Source organism: Alkalihalobacillus sp. TS-13 (genome assembly GCF_019720915.1).
In the GTDB taxonomy this organism is placed as follows: Bacteria; Bacillota; Bacilli; order Bacillales; family Fictibacillaceae; genus Pseudalkalibacillus.
Map to the genome: position 1 here is coordinate 1,133,551 of NZ_JAHKSI010000001.1, position 19,919 is coordinate 1,153,469.

General features: G+C 40.4%; 17 protein-coding genes. 13 read left to right on the plus strand and 4 right to left on the minus strand.

Annotation, left to right across the window (positions count from 1 at the left end; genetic code table 11):
- Positions 1 to 21: 21 nt before the first annotated feature.
- Both KOL94_RS05595 and KOL94_RS05600 read right to left on the minus strand, forming a co-directional pair.
- Entirely contained in the window at positions 22 to 771 is a 750-nt protein-coding gene (locus KOL94_RS05595; protein ID WP_483298061.1) for a metallophosphoesterase, read from the minus strand.
- Positions 772 to 939: 168 nt separating this feature from the next.
- The gene (locus KOL94_RS05600; protein WP_260412211.1) at positions 940 to 1,503 is read right to left on the minus strand and encodes a YkoP family protein; all 564 of its coding nucleotides are present in this window, start codon (positions 1,501 to 1,503) and stop codon (positions 940 to 942) included.
- A gap of 165 nt (positions 1,504 to 1,668) precedes the next feature.
- Between KOL94_RS05600 and KOL94_RS05605 the strand changes: the two genes are divergently transcribed.
- The 3 genes from KOL94_RS05605 to KOL94_RS05615 all read left to right on the plus strand — a co-directional run bounded on the left by KOL94_RS05605 (position 1,669) and on the right by KOL94_RS05615 (position 4,499).
- On the plus strand, positions 1,669 to 2,790 hold the full coding sequence (locus KOL94_RS05605; protein WP_221564825.1) for an MGDG synthase family glycosyltransferase: 1,122 nt from the start codon (positions 1,669 to 1,671) through the stop codon (positions 2,788 to 2,790).
- Positions 2,791 to 2,820: 30 nt separating this feature from the next.
- Positions 2,821 to 3,249: a YhcN/YlaJ family sporulation lipoprotein gene (locus KOL94_RS05610; RefSeq protein ID WP_221564827.1), complete on the plus strand. Its 429-nt coding sequence runs from the start codon at positions 2,821 to 2,823 to the stop codon at positions 3,247 to 3,249.
- 602 nt (positions 3,250 to 3,851) lie between these two features.
- Positions 3,852 to 4,499 carry a TVP38/TMEM64 family protein gene (locus KOL94_RS05615; RefSeq protein ID WP_221564829.1) on the plus strand — a complete coding sequence of 216 codons (648 nt, stop codon included), beginning with the start codon at positions 3,852 to 3,854 and terminating at the stop codon, positions 4,497 to 4,499.
- Between the two features lies 1 nt (position 4,500).
- Here the strand turns inward: KOL94_RS05615 and KOL94_RS05620 are convergent, their stop codons facing one another.
- A complete protein-coding gene (locus tag KOL94_RS05620; protein ID WP_221564831.1) occupies positions 4,501 to 4,752 on the minus strand; it encodes a hypothetical protein in 252 nt (83 codons plus the stop codon).
- 103 nt (positions 4,753 to 4,855) lie between these two features.
- Between KOL94_RS05620 and KOL94_RS05625 the strand changes: the two genes are divergently transcribed.
- Positions 4,856 to 5,725, plus strand: a complete 870-nt coding sequence (locus KOL94_RS05625) for a 50S ribosomal protein L11 methyltransferase (RefSeq protein ID WP_221564833.1) — start codon at positions 4,856 to 4,858, stop codon at positions 5,723 to 5,725.
- Between the two features lie 78 nt (positions 5,726 to 5,803).
- Here the strand turns inward: KOL94_RS05625 and gltC are convergent, their stop codons facing one another.
- Positions 5,804 to 6,709 (minus strand): glutamate biosynthesis transcriptional regulator GltC, encoded by a 906-nt coding sequence (gene gltC / locus KOL94_RS05630; RefSeq protein WP_221564835.1) that lies wholly within the window; start codon positions 6,707 to 6,709, stop codon positions 5,804 to 5,806.
- A 195-nt stretch (positions 6,710 to 6,904) separates the two neighbouring features.
- Here gltC and gltB point away from each other — a divergent pair, with 195 nt between their 5' ends.
- The 9 genes from gltB to KOL94_RS05675 all read left to right on the plus strand — a co-directional run bounded on the left by gltB (position 6,905) and on the right by KOL94_RS05675 (position 19,915).
- The gene (gene gltB, locus KOL94_RS05635) at positions 6,905 to 11,422 is read left to right on the plus strand and encodes a glutamate synthase large subunit (RefSeq protein WP_221564837.1); all 4,518 of its coding nucleotides are present in this window, start codon (positions 6,905 to 6,907) and stop codon (positions 11,420 to 11,422) included.
- A gap of 78 nt (positions 11,423 to 11,500) precedes the next feature.
- Positions 11,501 to 12,982, plus strand: coding sequence for a glutamate synthase subunit beta (locus KOL94_RS05640; RefSeq protein ID WP_221564839.1), 1,482 nt, complete (start codon positions 11,501 to 11,503; stop codon positions 12,980 to 12,982).
- A 100-nt stretch (positions 12,983 to 13,082) separates the two neighbouring features.
- Complete coding sequence (locus KOL94_RS05645) at positions 13,083 to 13,226, plus strand: hypothetical protein (protein ID WP_221564841.1); 144 nt, start codon at positions 13,083 to 13,085, stop codon at positions 13,224 to 13,226.
- Positions 13,227 to 13,430: 204 nt separating this feature from the next.
- Positions 13,431 to 14,696 carry an ergothioneine biosynthesis protein EgtB gene (gene egtB, locus KOL94_RS05650; protein WP_260412212.1) on the plus strand — a complete coding sequence of 422 codons (1,266 nt, stop codon included), beginning with the start codon at positions 13,431 to 13,433 and terminating at the stop codon, positions 14,694 to 14,696.
- A gap of 170 nt (positions 14,697 to 14,866) precedes the next feature.
- Complete coding sequence (locus tag KOL94_RS05655) at positions 14,867 to 15,808, plus strand: S8 family peptidase (RefSeq protein ID WP_221564843.1); 942 nt, start codon at positions 14,867 to 14,869, stop codon at positions 15,806 to 15,808.
- A 207-nt stretch (positions 15,809 to 16,015) separates the two neighbouring features.
- Positions 16,016 to 16,915, plus strand: a complete 900-nt coding sequence (locus KOL94_RS05660) for a chemotaxis protein (protein ID WP_221564845.1) — start codon at positions 16,016 to 16,018, stop codon at positions 16,913 to 16,915.
- On the plus strand, positions 16,911 to 17,738 hold the full coding sequence (locus KOL94_RS05665; RefSeq protein WP_311775168.1) for an aldo/keto reductase: 828 nt from the start codon (positions 16,911 to 16,913) through the stop codon (positions 17,736 to 17,738). The genes KOL94_RS05660 and KOL94_RS05665 overlap by 5 nt, the downstream gene beginning before the upstream one ends.
- A gap of 480 nt (positions 17,739 to 18,218) precedes the next feature.
- A complete protein-coding gene (locus tag KOL94_RS05670; protein WP_221564847.1) occupies positions 18,219 to 19,121 on the plus strand; it encodes an ABC transporter ATP-binding protein in 903 nt (300 codons plus the stop codon).
- Positions 19,118 to 19,915 carry an ABC transporter permease subunit gene (locus tag KOL94_RS05675; protein WP_221564849.1) on the plus strand — a complete coding sequence of 266 codons (798 nt, stop codon included), beginning with the start codon at positions 19,118 to 19,120 and terminating at the stop codon, positions 19,913 to 19,915. The genes KOL94_RS05670 and KOL94_RS05675 overlap by 4 nt, the downstream gene beginning before the upstream one ends.
- Positions 19,916 to 19,919: the final 4 nt, after the last annotated feature.

Sequence of the window (19,919 nt, forward strand, 5' to 3'; positions counted from 1 at the left end):
TAGACTTGAATCAGCTTTGTTTTATGAAGCGGCATTTCCGGAAGCTTCTGCTTTTGTGATTCCTACTTCATGTATCGTTATTTCAGGGCGTGAACCTACACGTATGTTGATGCCCGTTTGTCCTAACCCCTCACTGATATAAAATGGTTTCTCATACATATGATGAAGTCCCTGGACGATCTTTTGACGAGCTAGCTTTCCCATTTTTGCAAGGTGAAACGGCTTTGGCCAATGAATCTGACCGTTATGGAAATGACCAGATAATAAATAATCGAAGTGTTGTTGATCGAGATCCAGTACAATATTCGGGTCATGAGTAAGGACTAGATTGTAATCAGATGCTGATAGCCCTTGATAAGATTTCTCAAGGTCACTATTTCCTGTCCCGTAATCATCGATCCCAATTAGATTCACAGTATGACCATTCATCGTGATCATCTCGTGCTCATTACGTAACGTCTTGCAACCGTACTTATTCAATATTTTTTCCAATTTATCAAATGACGTATTTTTCAAAACATAATCATGGTTACCGAAAACCGCATAGATTCCATATTTCGGATCAAGCTTTTGAAAAACCTCTAAATAAGCAGGGAGCTTGGTAAGAGTCTTTTTACGATCAAGATAATCTCCAGTCAGGGCAATTAAATCAATCGTTTCGTTTTTTAGTTTCTCATGAATTTCTTCTGGAGTAATAGAAATGTTCTCTAAATGCATATCGGAAATTTGCAGGATTCGTAAGTTCATGTGAGGTCCTTTATCATTACTCATAACTTTTATTCTTTTTAAAGTTACATCCTTAGTATTGATATAAGCTCTGTATATAGCGAGAGCTGAAATTAATATAAACGTTAACAAAATAAACATCCAATCCCCTCCCATATACAATTATAGGAAACTGAGAGGGGATTGGAACCGGTAAATAATGTAAAAGTGTTGTTATTTCAAGTTATATCGACCGATCAGCTTATCTTTGGACATCATCAGATACCTCGGTTCTGTTCCGAACAAGCTATCTTTACTCTGGTTGGACACTAGAGAGATCGGTAAAAGTGCGACCATTTTGAATATGCGATAGAGCTTACTTTTAAAACTGAACGATTCGAATCCGAGTTTCTGGGTTCCTTGATTGAGGAGTGTGATTCCAATAATCCCTTTGATTTCACTGGATTGTTCATGACCTTCTACGTAAGCAGCCAGGAATGGCATGGATTGTTGGACACATCTGTAGAAATGGATCCCTTTTTGGAAATCATTTTTAAGGTGATTCATCTCTTTAATCAGACGCACATTGTGAAGATGGATCTTTATCATCAGATCGTTTTTGTTGATTCGTGTTCCATCATTCAGAATGGTTGGTGCTCCTTTGTATTTCGTCAATCGGACTCTGAATATGCATTTTTGCGGTGATTCGTCTTCGATATACGTCAAGCGGGTGAATGAATAATATACTGGATCCCATAAGCTCCAAATTGTCATTGCGTAGCTTCTAATGATTTCCATATCCTAAACTCCTTACATACATTTTCTTCCCCATTATTTTTAGCCTTAATTTGTATTGTAATGATGGAAATAACAGGTTCGAAAACCATAGGAATTATTTCGGATTGTTTCCAAACACTAAGAGTAAAAATGAGTAGGTTCTATCCCATGAAAAAGGTCCTAATCATGCCACTGTTAACAATTTCATCAGGACATCATCATGTAGCCGATACTATTGGTTATGAATTGGATGATCTATTCGATTGTGAAAAAATCGAGCTTCTTTCCTCTATATATGGGAAAGGTGAATTGGCCGTTTCGCATGCTTATTTAAGTTGGATCAAAAATGGGCCAGCGTTCTACAGCAATGTTTACAAAAGATTAACCAAATCTCATAAGGAAAATAATTTTTCCCATAAGTTTTATCAAAAACTGTTCTTGAAGAGTACCCGTCAAATCATTGCAAAGAAACAACCTGATCTTATCATTTGTACCCATGCTTTACCGTCATACTTGGTCAACCATTTAAAAGCTGACGGAGAAATAAATATCCCTATCGTCAATGTATATACGGACTATTTCATCAATAACCTGTGGGGTAGAACAGCTGTTGATTTACATTTAGTCCCTGATGAAGAGTTCCGAGATGAACTGATTCAAGACGGAGTGGCTCAACAAAAAATTTTGACAAGCGGGATCCCAGTTAATCGGCATGTTACTCCCGTTGCAAGGAACACACATCCATTAAAGAAGAAGCAATATCGTGTATTGCTTACAGGTGGTAATCAAGGGGCTGGGCATATTTTTGACTTCATTAAGGCAATCCATCCATCTGGAAGGGTACATTATTCGGTCTTATGTGGTAAAAACTATCGACTGTTGAGCCAAATTAAGGCTCTTGAAAATAAACACATCACAACCTATCCATATATTGATTCAAAAGTTGAAATGAATGATATGTATGAACACAGCGATGCCATCATCACTAAGCCTGGGGGAGTGACCTTAGCGGAATCCCTAATGAAAAGGCTCCCGATTTTTATCAATGATTGTCTGCCTGGACAGGAAGAATATAATTTGAATTACTTGAAAAACCATGGATTAGGCTTTTGTCTAAACGTTGAAATTGAAGTTGAGAATCAAATTTTGAGCAAATTGGATGATCCCTTCTATTTCAATGACTTACAGGAACAAATACAGCTATACCATCAAAGGATTGAATCAGTCGATTATTCAACTTTATTTACAGAACTGATCGAACAAAATCGTAAATTTGGACATTTAAAACTATCATACGGTGAAAGGTGAGACAGCAGGATGTTACATTTTCAATTCCGAATGAAAAAGCTTTGGACTGTTATTGTGTTGATTTCTTTATTGGCAGGATGTAATTTTGATCACAAGACTGAAAAACAAAATACGATTACAACACAGGAAATGGCGACGGAAGAAGGAACCTCATTAGAAAAGAACATCAAAAAGATGAAAGGGGTAGAGGATGTTAAAATCATGCAAGCCCAGGACGATTTATTGATTGCCATCAAAATTACGACTGTAGATCGTTTTCAATTAAAGGAAATTACGAAAAAAGTCAAAAAGAAAGTAGAGAGGAAGTATCCTGAAATGGATGTCACTGTCTCTCCCGATAAAAAAATCTTCATGGAAATGGATAAATTCGAAACAAAATATGCTGAAAAACACTACAGTGAAGCTAAAATCCATAAGAAAATCAAATCTTTAGTCAAATTATCAAAAGATGAAGGATAACATAATTATATTATGTAAACTAAAATAATTATCGAATGTACACAATCATTTGACATGACATATATTACAGAGCAAGCTTATCTTAAGCTGGCTCTGTTTTGTTTATTATTGATTTATTTAGAGAAGTTCTTATCGGGAACAGCGAGCCAAGCGAGACCCCGCAGTTTCTAAAAGGATCTTCGACTATAATAATGAACTTCGACTAAATACCACCACGTCCTATGGTGAACGTCGAAGTCAGCATAATGATTCCATTTTTGTGTTGAAATCCTGTGCAAGTGAGGAGGCTTACGGAATAGGTAAATGCAGGAAGTGAAGTCTAGCTCAGCGACCAGTCACGGATCACTTCAAACTGCCTGCGGCGGTCGACACATTGATTGACATCCTTATGAGTTGGCCCACGCAGAACCAAGTCTTTGTTTGGTTCGAGCCTCCTCGTCAGTTTTCCAGTGACCTTCGTGACTAATCGGGTCGCTTCCGCTTTTCGTCTGCCCGCGGAAAGTGAGTGAATTTCGCAGAAAACAAACTGTACAGCACTTTTAGTAAAGAGTACTACATATATTGACTCTTCATGAGAAAGGGCTTTGTTAATGAATATCATTATGAAAATATTGAAATACAGCTCAATCATCTTATTTTTCATTCTTTTAGTGTGGATAGGACGGAATTATGTAAGCTATGATACAAAAAACGTAAGAGACTGGATTGTTTCTTTCGGAATCTTTTCACCTGTCATTTATCTAGTGTTTTGTTCACTTCGTCCGTTCATTTTCTTTCCAATGATGATTCTCTCAATAGCCGGCGGACTTGCATTCGGTGTCCTACTCGGGACATTATTGACGATTACAGGAACTTTAATTGGTGCTTCATTGACTTTCATCATAGTACGAACATTCGGGCATCAGTTTCAGGTACAACAATGGAATCGTACACAAAAGCTTCAGAAAAGCATTGATGAGAGAGGGTTCTTTTACGTATTATTTTTAAGGGTAGTACCATTTTTGAATTATGATTTGGTTAGTATCGCCTCTGGACTTTCTAATGTTGGTTTCCGGCCATATGTTACTGGGACTTTATGTGGGATGATTCCTGGTGTATTTTTATTGAATTTTTTTGGAAGCAGCCTTGCTACTGGTAATATGGAGCAAATCGTCGCTATTTTGATCGGCATTGTCTTTATTGCTCTGATATCGTATATCATTAAAAAATTACAAAAGAAATCCAGATTACCAATCGATCTAGACCGTTAAATTAATGTATCACATTTGTTTCCCATGATGCTAAATCATAGTACCCCGTATCAATCTGGTGCTTTTGTTCAAGTAAGAGACTTTTTAAAGAGGAAGGAATATCTGGTGACAAAGAATGATCCAAGTCGATCGAATCCTCAGGGGAGTACACCAATACCGAAAATAACTTATGATGGACCATATCCATCCCGGTAATGGTTAGGAAATTCAATTCTCTTGTGCGAAAGGTATAGAAAATACGATATAATTCCATATGAAATCACCTTTTTAGTTACCATCATCGCCAATTTCTCAAGAGTCCATACCCATTTCAAACGGGTTTACCTTTAACCGAAGGAATGAATAAGGAGAATGTCATGGAATACCAGTTTAATTTAGATATACCTTACGTAAAGGCTGATGAAGCAATGGAGAAACTGGCTGCTGCAGGTTTTTTCAATACGTATTACGATCAGCCCATTGCAGTTTCACGCAACGAAAATGGGTATCAATATCAAATAGAAGAAACTAAAAATGTTCGAATGCATATCATCAGTGAATCAGTGTCACCTAGCGAGACAATTCAAGTAATATCCAGGCTGTTTAACATTGAAAGTGATGCTATTACATATGAGAAATCCATACTCCAGGATTGGCAGCAGCCGAATCCCGCCATTCCAATCACTGAAGAATGGGAGATCATATCACCAGAAGAGGATCCTTCTACCAAGTACTCGATCATTCTTGACTCGATGGGAGGCTTCGGAACAGGTTCGCATGAAACAACCAGAGATTGCCTCAAAATGATCCTGGATAAAGATTTTTCGGACAAAACCATTATTGATGTTGGAACGGGTTCAGGTGTTCTAAGTGTCGCTGCAGCAATGAAAGGGGCAGAGACAGTTATTGCACTTGACATCGAACCTTGTGAACGGGAAGTACGACTTAACGCTGAGTTAAATAATATAAAAGTCATCCAGCCAGATCAGAAGGATTTAATCCAAGAAAAATTAAAAACCCCAATAACGATTGATTGGGTTTTCATTAATATTGGGTCAAACGAAACAATATGTATAATGGAGAAACAGGATTTCTTTGATCGGAAAGTGAATCATTTCCTTATCTCCGGAATCGTCGAGTGGAGCATGGATAAACTAGTGGATTATTTTATAGCGAATGAATACCAACTGATTGACACGATAAAGAGTAATGAATGGGTGACAATGCAATTCAGTATAAAGCCATAGGAGTAAACAGATGATTCCTGATAGTGAATAGAACTTTTGTTGATAAGAGGCTGACATTGTGCTCAGCCTCTTTTCCTATTATTCACCGAACCGGTTCAGTTTTTCATAAAATTGTTTGAGGAATTCGAAAAAGATTTTTTCAGACGGAGCAAGCTCGCGGTTTTGTGGAATGACAATACCGACGGTCCGAGTCACATTCGGTTCAACGATTTCTACCGCCTTCCATTCCTGTTCCCTCGTCCCGTGGAGTGTAATTTCAGGTAACAGGCTGACACCAAGTCCTGCGGATACGAGACCTTTTATCGTATCAACATCCTCACCTTCAAAAGCGATCCGCGGGTTGAATCCAACCTGTTGACAGGCTCGCATCACAGTATCCCTCAAATTGTATCCTTGGCGAAAAAGGACGAAGGAATCATGCCGTAATTGAACCAACCGGAGATAGGGTTCATCCGCTAATGGATGATTGAGTGGAAGTAAGGCCATTACTTTCTCCGTAAAAAAGATTTGTCCCTTAACATCCATCTGTTTTTTAGGTACAGGGGAAACAAAGGCGAGATCGATATGCCCTTGGATCACCGCCGTCGTCAATTCCGGTACTGTTCCCTGGCGTAATTGGAACCCGATCTGTGGATGCTCTTTTCGAAATGCTGAAATGACCTGTGGCAAAGTTTTCGCAGCAAGGCTGGTTGGAAAACCGAGCCGGATTGTCCCCGTTTCTGGATTCAAGAATTCATAGACCTCTTGTTTTGCTTTATCTAACTCAACGATAGCTATCTTCACATGATCCAAAAAGATCCTTCCGACTGGGGTCAATCGGATGTTCCTGCCTTCTCTGAAGAATAACTTCACACCCAATTCTTCTTCAAGATTCGCAATTTGACGGCTGACAGCAGATTGTGCGACGTGTAACTCTGCAGCGGCGTCGCTGACATGCTCCATTTCTGCAACTTTTATAAAATATTTGATTTGTCTAAGTTCCATCATATCAATCCTTGTAAGCGCTTGATCTCAAAATGAGATCAATTCTATCGAATTTATATATTGAAAGCATAACAGAAAACCCCTATTATGAAAACAAACCTTTTTGTCAGAAATTTTCGAAATGAATAGTGGAAAAACAAGGAATTATCGGGTATAGATACCTAACATTAAAATAAATGCAGATGGGGTGATACTATGATTCGAACTGGTCTTCCACAAAAACAAGGATTATATGATCCTGATTTTGAGAGTGATGCTTGTGGAATCGGATTTGTCGCAAAAGTTGATGGGGTTGCTACACATCAAACAATTAAAGATGCTATTACAATGCTTTGTCGACTTGAGCATAGAGGTGGCCAGGGATCAGACCCAGACTCTGGGGACGGAGCTGGAATCATGGTACAAATACCGGATCAGCTATTCAGGAAAAAATGGAACAATTTCCTGCCGAAACAAGGAGAATATGCTGTCGGTATGTTGTTCCTTCCGCAAGAGCAGAAGGTACGGAGCCAGATTGAAAGTCTTATTGAAGAAATTGCAGAAGAAGAAAACCTTCAATTGATCGGATGGAGGACGGTCCCTGTTAATGAAGATATCGTTACATCGACCTCTAGACAAACGATGCCTTATATTCGTCAACTCTTCATTAAACGACCAGACGATATCCGCTCTGTTCAAAAGTTCGAGCAACATCTATATTTAATTCGTAGAATTATTGAAAAACGTGTCGTTGATGAAATAAATGTACAAGACGGCCCATTTTACATTGCAAGCCTGTCGCCAAGTACAATTGTTTATAAAGGTATGCTCACATCTTATCAGTTGGATCAATTCTACCTTGATCTTGATGACCCTGCGTGTACGTCGATGTTCGGAATGGTCCATTCAAGATATAGTACGAATACGTTTCCTTCATGGGAAAGAGCACACCCGAACAGAATGATCATGCATAACGGTGAAATCAATACCATCACAGGGAATGTGAACTGGATGAAAGCAAGGGAAAGCGCCGCTGTTTCCAATGTGTTTGGAGGAAGACACAATGAGCTTCTTCCTGTCATTTCAACTGAGGGCAGCGATTCTGGTATGCTCGATCAAGCTTTCGAGTATCTGGTGATGAATGGAAGATCAATTTCCCACACGGCTATGTTGATGGTGCCTGAAGCATGGGACTTTAATGAACAGATGAAAGATCCAGAACGAGCTTGTTTTGAATATTTAAGCTGTATCATGGAACCATGGGATGGACCGACAGCACTTGCCTATACGAACGGAAGGCAGATCGGTGCTTCTATCGACCGTAATGGACTACGTCCAGCACGTTATTACTTGACAGATGACAATACGATCATCTTCTCATCGGAGGTAGGCGTCCTGGACGTCGAACAGGATAGAGTTGTCCAGAAAGGGCGTCTAGCTCCTGGTGAAATGATCCTGATCGACCTTGAAAAGAATGAAGTTTTATTGAATGACGATATAAAACGTTCAATTGCAACAGAGCACCCATACCGAAAATGGCTGAATGAATCATTGGTCCAACTGAATGGACGTATCGATGGTCATAGTTTTGAAGGTCTGTCTGATGATCAGCTATTAACCTATCAGATCACACACGGATTTACGAATGAGGAGATCACCAAAAACATCGTCCCGATGATCAATGAACAGAAAGATCCGATCGGTTCGATGGGGAATGATACACCGCTGGCCGTATTGTCCGATAAACCGCAATTGTTATTCAATTATTTCAAGCAATTATTCGCACAAGTAACCAATCCACCGATTGATGCGATCAGGGAAAAAGGTGTTACATCCACTACATCTTACCTCGGACCTAAGAGTAATGTATTGGAGGAAGGCCCGCAGCATTGTAAACGGATCAGACTTTATACACCAATCCTTCGCAAACAGGAATACGAAGAAATTATCCATAACGGACGAAATGATTTCCTTTCGAAGAAAATTTCTTATTGTTTCTCTGCAGATAAAGGAACAGCTTCCCTAGAGTCACGTTTGGAAGAGATCTTCGAAAAAGTCGAAGCGACGATTGCTCAAGGCATTCCGTTGATCGTGCTAACTGATCGAGACATGAACGAAAAAAATGTTCCAATCCCGTCGTTGCTCATGGTAAGTGGGTTACACCATTTCCTAGTCCGGAAAGGATTGCGTACGAAAGCAAGCATTATTGTAGAAACAGCTGAAGCCCGTGATGTGCATCAATTCTCAATGCTCATAGGGTTCGGTGCAGACATGATCTATCCATACCTTGCTTATCGCACGATCGAAGATTTGATCGATCAAGAACACATCACTGATTATGACTACGAGGAAGCGGTTGAACGATATAGAGAAGCTGCTACTTCAGGAATTGTGAAAGTGATGTCAAAAATGGGTATTTCAACGATTCAAAGTTATCGAGGAGCACAAACATTTGAAGCGATCGGAATCGATGAAGAAGTCATCTCCAAGTACTTTACGGGGACTGCTTCGAAGTTAAGCGGCATCGGCTTGGAAACGATTGCGGAAGAATCTTTAAAACGGCACAGAAAAGCATTTGTTGAAAAAGATTCTCTATTGGAATCAGGCGGTACGATGCAATGGAGAAAGAATGGAGAATATCATTCCTTCAATCCGGAAACGATCCATACTCTCCAGCATGCCTGCAGGACAAACAATAAAGAGCTTTATGAACGTTTTTCTGAGTTGGCTTCTAATGAAAGCATCACGTACCTCCGTGATTTATTGGATATCAAAACGGAAAATGAATCGATACCGATTGAACAGGTGGAGCCAGCTGAAGCGATTTTCAAACGCTTCAAAACAGGTGCAATGTCTTATGGCTCATTAAGTAAAGAAGCCCATGAAATCTTAGCGGTCGCTATGAACCGCATTGGAGGAAAAAGCAACTCGGGAGAAGGTGGCGAAGACCCTGATCGGTTTATCCCTGATAAGAACGGTGATATCCGAAAAAGTGCAATCAAACAGGTTGCATCAGGACGTTTCGGAGTAAACAGTCATTATCTCTCAAGTGCGGATGAAATCCAAATCAAGATGGCACAGGGAGCGAAGCCCGGAGAAGGGGGACACCTTCCAGGTAAAAAGGTCCACCCGTGGATTGCGGAAGTTCGTAAGTCTACGCCTGGTGTGGGTTTGATTTCACCCCCTCCTCACCATGATATCTATTCGATCGAGGACTTGTCCCAATTGATCTATGACTTGAAGCACGCCAACCCAAATGCACGGATCAGTGTGAAATTGGTTGCAAAGTCAGGTGTAGGTACCATTGCTGCAGGAGTCGCAAAAGGAAAAGCTGATGTCATCCTTATAAGTGGTTACGAAGGAGGAACAGGCGCTTCTCCAAAAACGAGCATACGCCACGCGGGACTTCCTTGGGAACTTGGTTTGGCTGAGGCACATCAGACGCTCGTATTAAACAATTTACGTGATAAAGTAGTCGTCGAAACAGATGGGAAATTGATGACCGGGAAAGATGTCGTCAAAGCTGCGCTTCTAGGTGCTGAAGAATACGGTTTCTCAACGGCACCACTTGTCGTACTTGGATGTATCTTAATGAGAGCTTGTCACCTAGATACGTGTCCAGTAGGGATCGCAACTCAAAACCCGGAACTACGTAAAAAATTCATGGGTGAAGCAGGCCATGTCGTGAATTATATGCGATTCATCGCTGAAGAAATTCGCGAAATCATGGCACAGCTTGGTGTAAAAACGATGGATGAATTGGTCGGAAGGACTGACCTTCTGAAACTGAATGAAAAATCCTATCAACATCCAAAGGCGAAACAGATGGACCTTACACCATTACTGATCCAATCAGACGAAGAATGGAAGAAGAAGGACCGTCCTTATCGGACTGAATATGATGAAAACCATCTTGATCTTGCTGAAATCATACCAACAGTCGAAAACAACATCATCAATCAACAACCGATTTCGTTGACACTTCCGATACGTAATACAGACAGAGCAGTAGGTACGCGTTTAGGTTATGAAGTTACTAAACGATATGGCGGTAAAGGACTGCCTGAAGATACGATCGATCTCACTTTCAATGGATCTGCGGGACAAAGTTTCGGCGCATTCGTTCCAAAGGGGATTACGTTGAGAGTCAACGGAGATGCGAACGACTATGTCGGTAAAGGACTATCAGGCGGAAAAATCATTGTCGCTCCAAGTTCAAAATCGATTGTCCGGCAAATGGAAGAAGTGATCATTGGTAATGTTTCATTGTTTGGAGCTACTGATGGCGAAGTCTATATCAACGGTTCTGCAGGAGAACGTTTCGCTGTACGGAACAGTGGTGTCCATGCGGTAGTTGAAGGTTTAGGTGATAACGGTTGTGAATATATGACAGGTGGTAAAGTCATTGTACTAGGATCAATAGGGAAAAACTTTGCTGCTGGTATGTCTGGCGGTATCGCTTATATCTGGAATCCTGATAGAAGGTCTGTCAAGAGACATTGTAACCGCGAAATGGTATTGTTTGAAAAACTTGAGGATTATGATGAAATTCAACATATCCATGCAATGCTTCTCAAGCACGTTCAATATACTGGCAGCAAGAGAGCGAAACAATTGCTCAGCAATTGGAATGAGTCTGTTTCACAGTTCGTGAAAATCATTCCTGAAGAATTCAAACGTACACTCACTGAAAATGAGAACGATCGTGAAAAGGTCGCAAAAATACCAAATTAAACAAAAGGGGTCTGGCCAGATCATTGGTCAGCCTCTTACCTTTAAAATCAGGTAAAAAAAATAGAAGGAGGGGTTGATATGAGTAAAGTAAAAGGATTCCTAACATATCCTCGGAAGAAAAATCCGGAACGCAATCCATTGACGAGGACGAAGGATTGGGGAGAATACACCCTTCGACATTCCGAAAAAGATATGAAAGAACAAAGCGCCAGGTGCATGGACTGCGGTACACCATTTTGTCATACAGGGGCAGAATGGGGTCGTTCCGCAATCGGGTGTCCGATCAATAATTTAATTCCTGAATTCAATGAGCTTGTGTATCAAGGAAAATGGAAACAAGCACTTGCTCGATTGGATGAGACCAACAATTTCCCGGAATTCACCGGCAGAGTATGTCCAGCACCGTGTGAAGGTTCATGTACACTTGCAATTAACAGCGACCCTGTGACGATCAAGTCGATTGAGAATGAAATCATTGAACGCGGCTTTGACAACGGTTGGGTCCAACCAGAACCTCCAACCCACAGGACGGGTAAGAAAGTTGCAATCGTCGGCTCAGGACCAGCAGGATTGGCTGCGGCTGACCAATTAAATAAAGCCGGTCATTGGGTGACTGTTTTTGAAAGGGATGACCGTGCTGGCGGATTGCTCATGTATGGAATTCCGAATATGAAGCTTGAAAAAGAGACTGTAGAACGTCGAGTCAACCTTTTGAAAGAGGAAGAGATCGAATTCAAGCTCAATACGGAAATCGGCGTCGATATCAGCCGCGAACAACTTACGAAGGATTATGATGCTGTCATTGTCTGTACAGGAGCGCAGCAGCCTCGTGACCTTCCGATTGAAAAAAGGGAAAGTAAAGGCGTCCACTTTGCAATGGACTATTTAACAAGGTCGACGAAAGCCTTGAACGATGGATCGGAATTCCCAATTTCTGCAGAAGGTAAAGATGTCATCGTCATTGGCGGAGGAGATACTGGTGCAGACTGTGTGGCAACGGCATTACGTCAAAATTGCAAAAGTGTCGTACAGTTCGGTAAACATCCTGAACAGCCTAAGGACCGGACAGATGATAATCCGTGGCCACATTTCCCTTTAACCTTTTCTTTAGAATACGCGTATGAAGAAGCGTACAAAAAATACAAGAAGGACCCAAGGGAATACGAAATTTTAACGAAGCGCTTTGAAACTTCAGATGATGGTTCACTTAAGTCTCTTCAAACGGTCCAAGTCAAGAAAGAATTAGTGGATGGCGAAATCATTACCAAAGAAATCCCTGGAACAGAAAAGGAATGGGATACGCAACTCGTGCTGATCGCCATCGGTTTTACTGGACCTGAAAAAGATTTCTTGGATCAATTCAATTTGAAGAATACAGATAGAGGGTTGATTTGGACGAAAAAATCCAGTTATATGACCAATCAGGAAGGTGTATTCGCTGCGGGAGATGCAAGACGTGGTCAAAGTCTGGTCGTCTGGGCGATCCGTGAAGGCAGAGAAGTTGCCGATGAATGTCATTCATTCTTGATGAATCAGCATAAAGCCGCTTATATCAGCTAAAGCCTTATCTACTACTCACGATTAAAAACTACGGTATTAGGCTATCCTTTTAATAAATAATAAAAACATTTATTATATTCACCTTAAGGAGGTTTAAAGAGTGGGTAGAGGCAAAAATTTCGATCACAAGCGGCAAGGGACGATCAACCGTCCACCAAAAGGCTCTAAAATTGCAAGGGAAGAATTTGCAAGAGATGAACCGATTGATTTAGAGAAACAGGAAAATAAGGAAAAAGAACGATAGACAATATTCTGCAAAGCTGGCGATAGCCAGCTTTTTTCATATTTAAAGAAAGTAGGGTAACTAAGGCTCAGCCTGCGCTAAGGCTTGGCTTTACTAAGTTTTCTTTATTTGGGGATTTGATTTTAGGCTGTTGGTTTGTAAGCAAAAGAGGAAGGGAAGAGTCAAAATAGAAAATAGATATAGGTCAAGAGAGGAGCGAACCCATTGTCCATTACTGAACAAAAATCCAGTTTGTTGTTGAAAAGCTACCAACAGATCAGAGCATTTTCAGATCAACTCACAGCACCATTAGAACCAGAAGATTTTGTCGTTCAATCGATCCCTGATGTCAGTCCTCCAAAGTGGCATCTTGCGCATACGACCTGGTTTTTCGAAACGTTTATACTCATTCCTTATCATCCAAAGTACAATCGATTCAATGAAACATTCGACTATTTATTCAACTCCTATTATGAGACACATGGTAAACCATACCCTAGACATGCAAGAGGCCTCCTTTCAAGGCCATCTGTTAAAGAAATTATCCAATACAGACAACATGTAGATGAAAGCATGCTTAACTTCTTAGAGAACTGTAATGAAAATAAGTTGGAAGAAATTGCTCCGATCCTGGAAATCGGATTACATCACGAACAGCAACACCAGGAACTCCTTATCACGGATATCAAATACAATTTTTCCATCAACCCTTTAAAACCGCTCTATCATGTTAAAAGAAACGAATCAGGTTCATCTCTACCAGATATGGAGTGGATCACATTTCAAGAAGGAATTGTTGAAACTGGCTATTCAGATGAAGGATTTTCTTTTGACAATGAAAGGCCGAGTCATAAGTCCTGGTTGGACGCTTACGCAATTGCAAATCGACCAGTGACAAATGGGGAATATCTAGATTTCATAGAAGATTGTGGATATCAAGAACCTGCATTTTGGCTATCAGAAGGCTGGGCGAAATTAAAAGACGATCACTGGGAATCTCCATTGTATTGGGAGAACATCGATGGAAACTGGTACACATTCACACTTTCTGGGATGAAGGAGGTGGAACTTGATGCACCAGTCACACATATCAGTTTTTATGAAGCAGATGCATTTGCAAGGTGGTCCGGAAACCGACTGCCTACAGAGACCGAATGGGAACATGCGATGAAAAATATTGAAATTAGTGGAAACTTTGCCGATAATGAGATGTTTCATCCTAATAGCGACTATCACTCAGACAATAAAATGTATAAGGTTTTCGGAGATGTATGGGAGTGGACATCCAGCCCTTACACGCTTTACCCTGGATCGAAGCCGCTTGAGGGTACATTAGGTGAATACAATGCAAAATTCATGTGTAATCAAATGGTACTTAGAGGAGGGTCTTGCGCAACCCATTCTACCCATGTGAGGCACTCATACCGTAACTTTTTCCATCCTGATAAACGGTGGCAATACAGTGGAATACGTCTGGCTCGAGATGAATAAAAATATGGGTTGATCCTTTAACAGAGTGTCACAATTATTAGGAATATCAAGACACTTATGGGTCAGCCCCTTTTTTGCATTTATTGGGACAACTCCCTATACCAATACCCTTTCACTTGAATCTACTAAGAGTAAGAGAATTGTGATTTAAGTGAAAAGGAGATAAATGCATGTCAGACCTACAACTGTTTCCCACAAAGATAAGAAACAAGAATGAATTCAGCCAAGAAATCCCCTATGGTGTTGAAATGATCAATGCAGAGAAGATGTGGGACCTGGGCTATAAAGGTAAAGGCGTTGTCATTGCTGTTCTAGATACAGGCTGTCAAACGAATCATCCTGATCTCAAAAATAGAATCATCGGGGGAAGGAATTTTACTTCAGATCATAATGGGGATCCGAGAAATTATTCAGATAATCATTTCCACGGTACGCATGTCGCTGGTACGATCGCTGCAGAGATGAACGGTCATGGAGTCGCGGGTGTAGCACCTGAGGCGAACCTGTTAATTTTAAAAGTCATACGCTCGAACGGTACAAGTTCTTATGATAGTTTGATCAGAGGCATACATTACGCAATAAATTGGAGAGGGCCTGGCAAAGAACGGGTTAGAGTGATTTCAATGTCACTAGGAGGACCAGTCCATGATCCTCGTTTGCAATCTGCAGTGAGACGAGCTGTTGCAAATAATATTCTTGTCGTTTGTGCAGCAGGAAATTTAGGGGATAAGATTTCAAAATCATTTGACCATACGTATCCTGGTTTCTATCCAGAAGTGGTATGTGTAGGAGCTATGACGGAAGATCGGAAACCTGCACTTTTTACAAATACGAACGATGAGATTGACCTGGTCGCACCGGGAGTAAATATTTTATCAACCTATACGGGGACAAGATATGCCGAATTATCAGGAACCTCGATGGCTACTCCTCATGTAGCTGGGGCAGCGGCTTTATTGATCCAAGGGTATGAAGAGAAGCTGAATCGTAAACTGACTGAAAAAGAAATTTATAACCTTCTTATCAATAATACAGTAAAAATGGATTTCGACCGTGAATCAATCGGAGCAGGTTTATTGGATGTGTCTAGAGGAATAAAGTCAAAAAGATGAACCGATAAGGACTTGCCAGACAAGGTCAGTCCTATTCATTTACATATTAAAACGATCTTCAATCCCCTTTGTTATGTGAATCTATGAAAAATGAAGGAGGTGGAACATATACTGATGACGAAAACCATAAAATGGCCGTATGAGATCGATCAATTTATTGGGCACATCTTAATAAATTCAATCAATATGATTAGGGGGACTTAAAACGTGCAACCAATCGCAGTAGCAGTCATACATGGGGCCGGTATCCAAAAAGAGGATTTTGCTGAGATCCTCATCGAAAATTTACAAAAAAAGTTGGAAAAATGGTTGAAGGATCAAGGTCGCACATACACAGGTAAGGAATTTATCTTCCAACCAATTTACTGGGGTGAGGTATTCAATCAAAGGGAGAAGGACTTATGGGAGGCCGTCCAGAAAAGTGATCGTCTCGATTTCTCCGTATTAAGGAAATTCGTGATTGAATTTTTAGGTGATGCCATTGCTTATCAGCCTACAAGCGACCAATTTCAAAATTATGAACAAGTACATGAAATCTATTTCAAGGCATTGACAAAACTAAGTGAAAAGGCTGGAGCAAAGGCGCCTCTCATTGTCATCGGACACAGTTTAGGGACAGTGATCACTAGTAATCTCTTTTATGATTTACAAAAAACCTCAGATCGAATGGCATATATTGAGGAGTGGACGGAAAATGCTACTCCCCTGGAAAAGGGGGAAACACTTGCACGATTCATTTCTCTCGGATCACCATTGGCTTTATGGAGTTTACGTTACACCGATTTTGACCGACCGATAAAAGTCCCTTCTTGGGGCTTTTACAAGCATTATCCAGATGGGGAGGGGGGCTGGTGGAATATTTACGATCGCGACGATATTCTCGCTTATCCATTAAAAACCATTAGTGATGCTTATGGTATGGTGATCCAGGAAGATAGAGAAGTGAATACCGGTAATCTGTTGACAAGCTGGAACCCTGCTTCTCATTTTCAGTATGTGAAAGATAAACAGATTCTCAATCTATTGACTGAGCAACTTACAGAACTATTTCAATCGGTCAATAAGGACGACCGCATATCGCACCTAAGGAGTGAAGAGATTGATTAAGAGTATACAAGATTCAGTGCAGCTACATAATGGTGTCAGAATGCCTTGTTTAGGTTTCGGTGTATATAAAATAGAAGACGGGAAGGAAGTCATCCAATCTGTAAAAACAGCACTAGAAGGAGGTTACAGAAGCATTGATACAGCTGCCATCTACCGGAACGAGGAAGGGGTTGGCCAAGCTATCCGAGAAACAGGTATCCCCAGAGACGAACTATTCATCACCACTAAAGTATGGAATAAAGGACAGGGCTATGACCGAACTTTGACCTCTTTTGAAAGAAGTCTTGATAAACTTGGTCTCGATTATGTGGACCTTTATCTTATACACTGGCCAGTTGAAGGTCTGTACAAGGAAACGTGGAAAGCAATGGAAAAGCTCTATAAAGAGGGGCATACGAAAGCGATCGGGGTTTGTAATTTCAATGGTCATCATTTAGAAGACTTGATGAAGGACTCAGAAATCAAACCGATGGTGAATCAGATTGAGTTCCATCCACGATTAATTCAAGAAGAAGTGCGGATGTTCTGTGAAGCGAACGACATCCAAGTTGTGGCTTGGTCCCCGTTGATGCATGGAAAACTACTCGATCATCCTGATTTAATCCAGATAGGGCGCCGCTATGGAAAATCACCAGCACAAGTCATCCTTCGCTGGGATTTACAGCATGGAATCATAACGATTCCGAAATCTGTCCATGAAGAACGGATCTATGCGAACACTGATTTATTCAATTTCCAATTGACGGAGGAAGAAATAATCAAGATCGATGCATTGAATCGAAATGAACGGTTTGGACCCGATCCAGATAATTTTGATTTTTAATAGTAAGAATGGACTGTCAGAATACGGCAGTCCTTTTTAAATTATCTGGTGTAAAACGTCAGCAATTCTGATCCTTGTATTAGGAAGCGACCGAATTACCGGTCACTTTATTCATTGTAGAACCGATTTTTGTTTTTGTAGATAATTTCCATATTTTGTAGATAAACGTTTGTAGTTAAAATCCAATTTTTGTAGGTATCGAAGATCATTATTATACTCGAAGATCCTATTATTGAGTGCGGGGTCTCGCCAGGCTCGCTGTTCCCACAGGAGTGTCATGAATTTCGCTTCATCCAATCTTAGTATAGAAAATCGCTGAGTCCAATCTCAAACGCAAGATGAGCCTTAGTCGCCGTTATTTAGAAGGAGGTACATAACATCAAGTTCTTAAGATTATTCTCTGAAAAAAATTGACCACTTGGTCAAACTGGAGTAAAATGGATATTGACTAGGTGGTCAATTACCAAAGGGGGGCTTGCAATGAAAGCGATAGAAATGATCAACCTCACAAAATATTACGGAAAACATCAGGCAGTTTCCGATCTTACATTTTCTGTTGAAGAAGGGGAAGTGTATGGTTTCATAGGACCGAATGGGGCAGGAAAAAGTACCACGATCCGAACACTGCTTAATTTCATCTATCCTACAAACGGTTCTGCTGAAATTTTTGGTAAGGATATCATCACTGAATCAAAAGAAATCAAACAAGAGGTAGGCTATCTTCCTTCTGAAGTCCATTACTATGAAAATATGAAGGTGAAAGCACTGCTGAATTATTCAGCAGGATTTTACAGAAAACCAACTGCAAAAAAGAGAATCCAGGAACTTTCCGAGCGATTGGAATTGGATTTGAACAAGCGATTTGAAGATCTTTCATTTGGTAATCGAAAAAAGGTCGGGATCGTTCAAGCCTTGTTGCATGAACCTCGGATCTTGATCATGGATGAACCGACTGGTGGTCTTGACCCGTTGATGCAGCATACTTTTTTCGATCTCTTACTTGAAGAAAAGAAGAAGGGTGTAACAATTTTCTTCTCCTCACACATTTTAAGTGAAGTACAAAAGATGTGTGATCGTGTTGCGATCATCAAGGAAGGACGATTGATTGCAAATGATACGATTGAAAATCTCACAAAAAACCAGTTCAAGACAGTCACGATTTTATTGGAGGAAGGTCAGAAGATCGACCTTGGTTTCGATGGAATCATCCAACAAGAACTGATCGGCCATACGTTAAGCATTCTGTTCCGGGGGGATATCCATAAACTCATACATGCCTTGAGCCAAGAGTCCTATCGCGATGTAGTGATCGAGGAACCATCACTTGATGAGATCTTCATGCATTTCTATGAGTCAGAGGTGAATGGGGGGACAGAAGAATGATTTTCAAACAGGAATTCAAATGGAATTTCCGCGGCTTACTAATATGGTCGGTCATTCTCGGTGGGTTAGTATTCCTAATGATGCAGATCTTTCCTGACTTCGCAAAACAACAAGAAAATTTGGAAGCATTGATGTCCGCATACCCTGAAGGAATCAAAAAAGCTTTCAATATGGACCAGGTAAGTCTAGGAACAGTACTTGGTTTCTACGCAATCGAAGGCTATATGTTAATTACATTGATTGGGAGCATTTATGTTGTCTTATTAGCCGGGAATATGGTTGCGAAAGAAGAGGGTGAGAAAACGATCGAATTCTTGCTATCAAAACCGATAACAAGATCAGAAATGCTCACTCAAAAATTATTTGTGGTGATTGTAAATATTATTTTATTTAATGTTTTCGTATCTTTGTTCAACTTTGCTGCATTTATCATTGTAGATGATGGGTCATTTGAATTCGTACCATTCCTACTTTTGTCATTCGCGCCGATCTTGTTGCATTTCACGTTTGCATCAATTGCGTTTTTACTGTCAACAGTATTGAGAAAGGGGCGACAAATCCTATCAGTAACGGTCGGGTTAGTATTCATCACCTACTTCCTACAGGTGATCTCAAGCGTATCTGATCAATTAGAAGTGGTGAAGTATTTCAGCCCATTTGAATATGTGGATCCAGCAGATATTATCAAGAATGAAGCACTCGATGGTTTGTATATTTTGATCATGGCAGGTATCATGTTGATTTGTACGATAGCATCGTTTATATATTACCGAAAAAAAGATATTGCAGTTTAAGGTG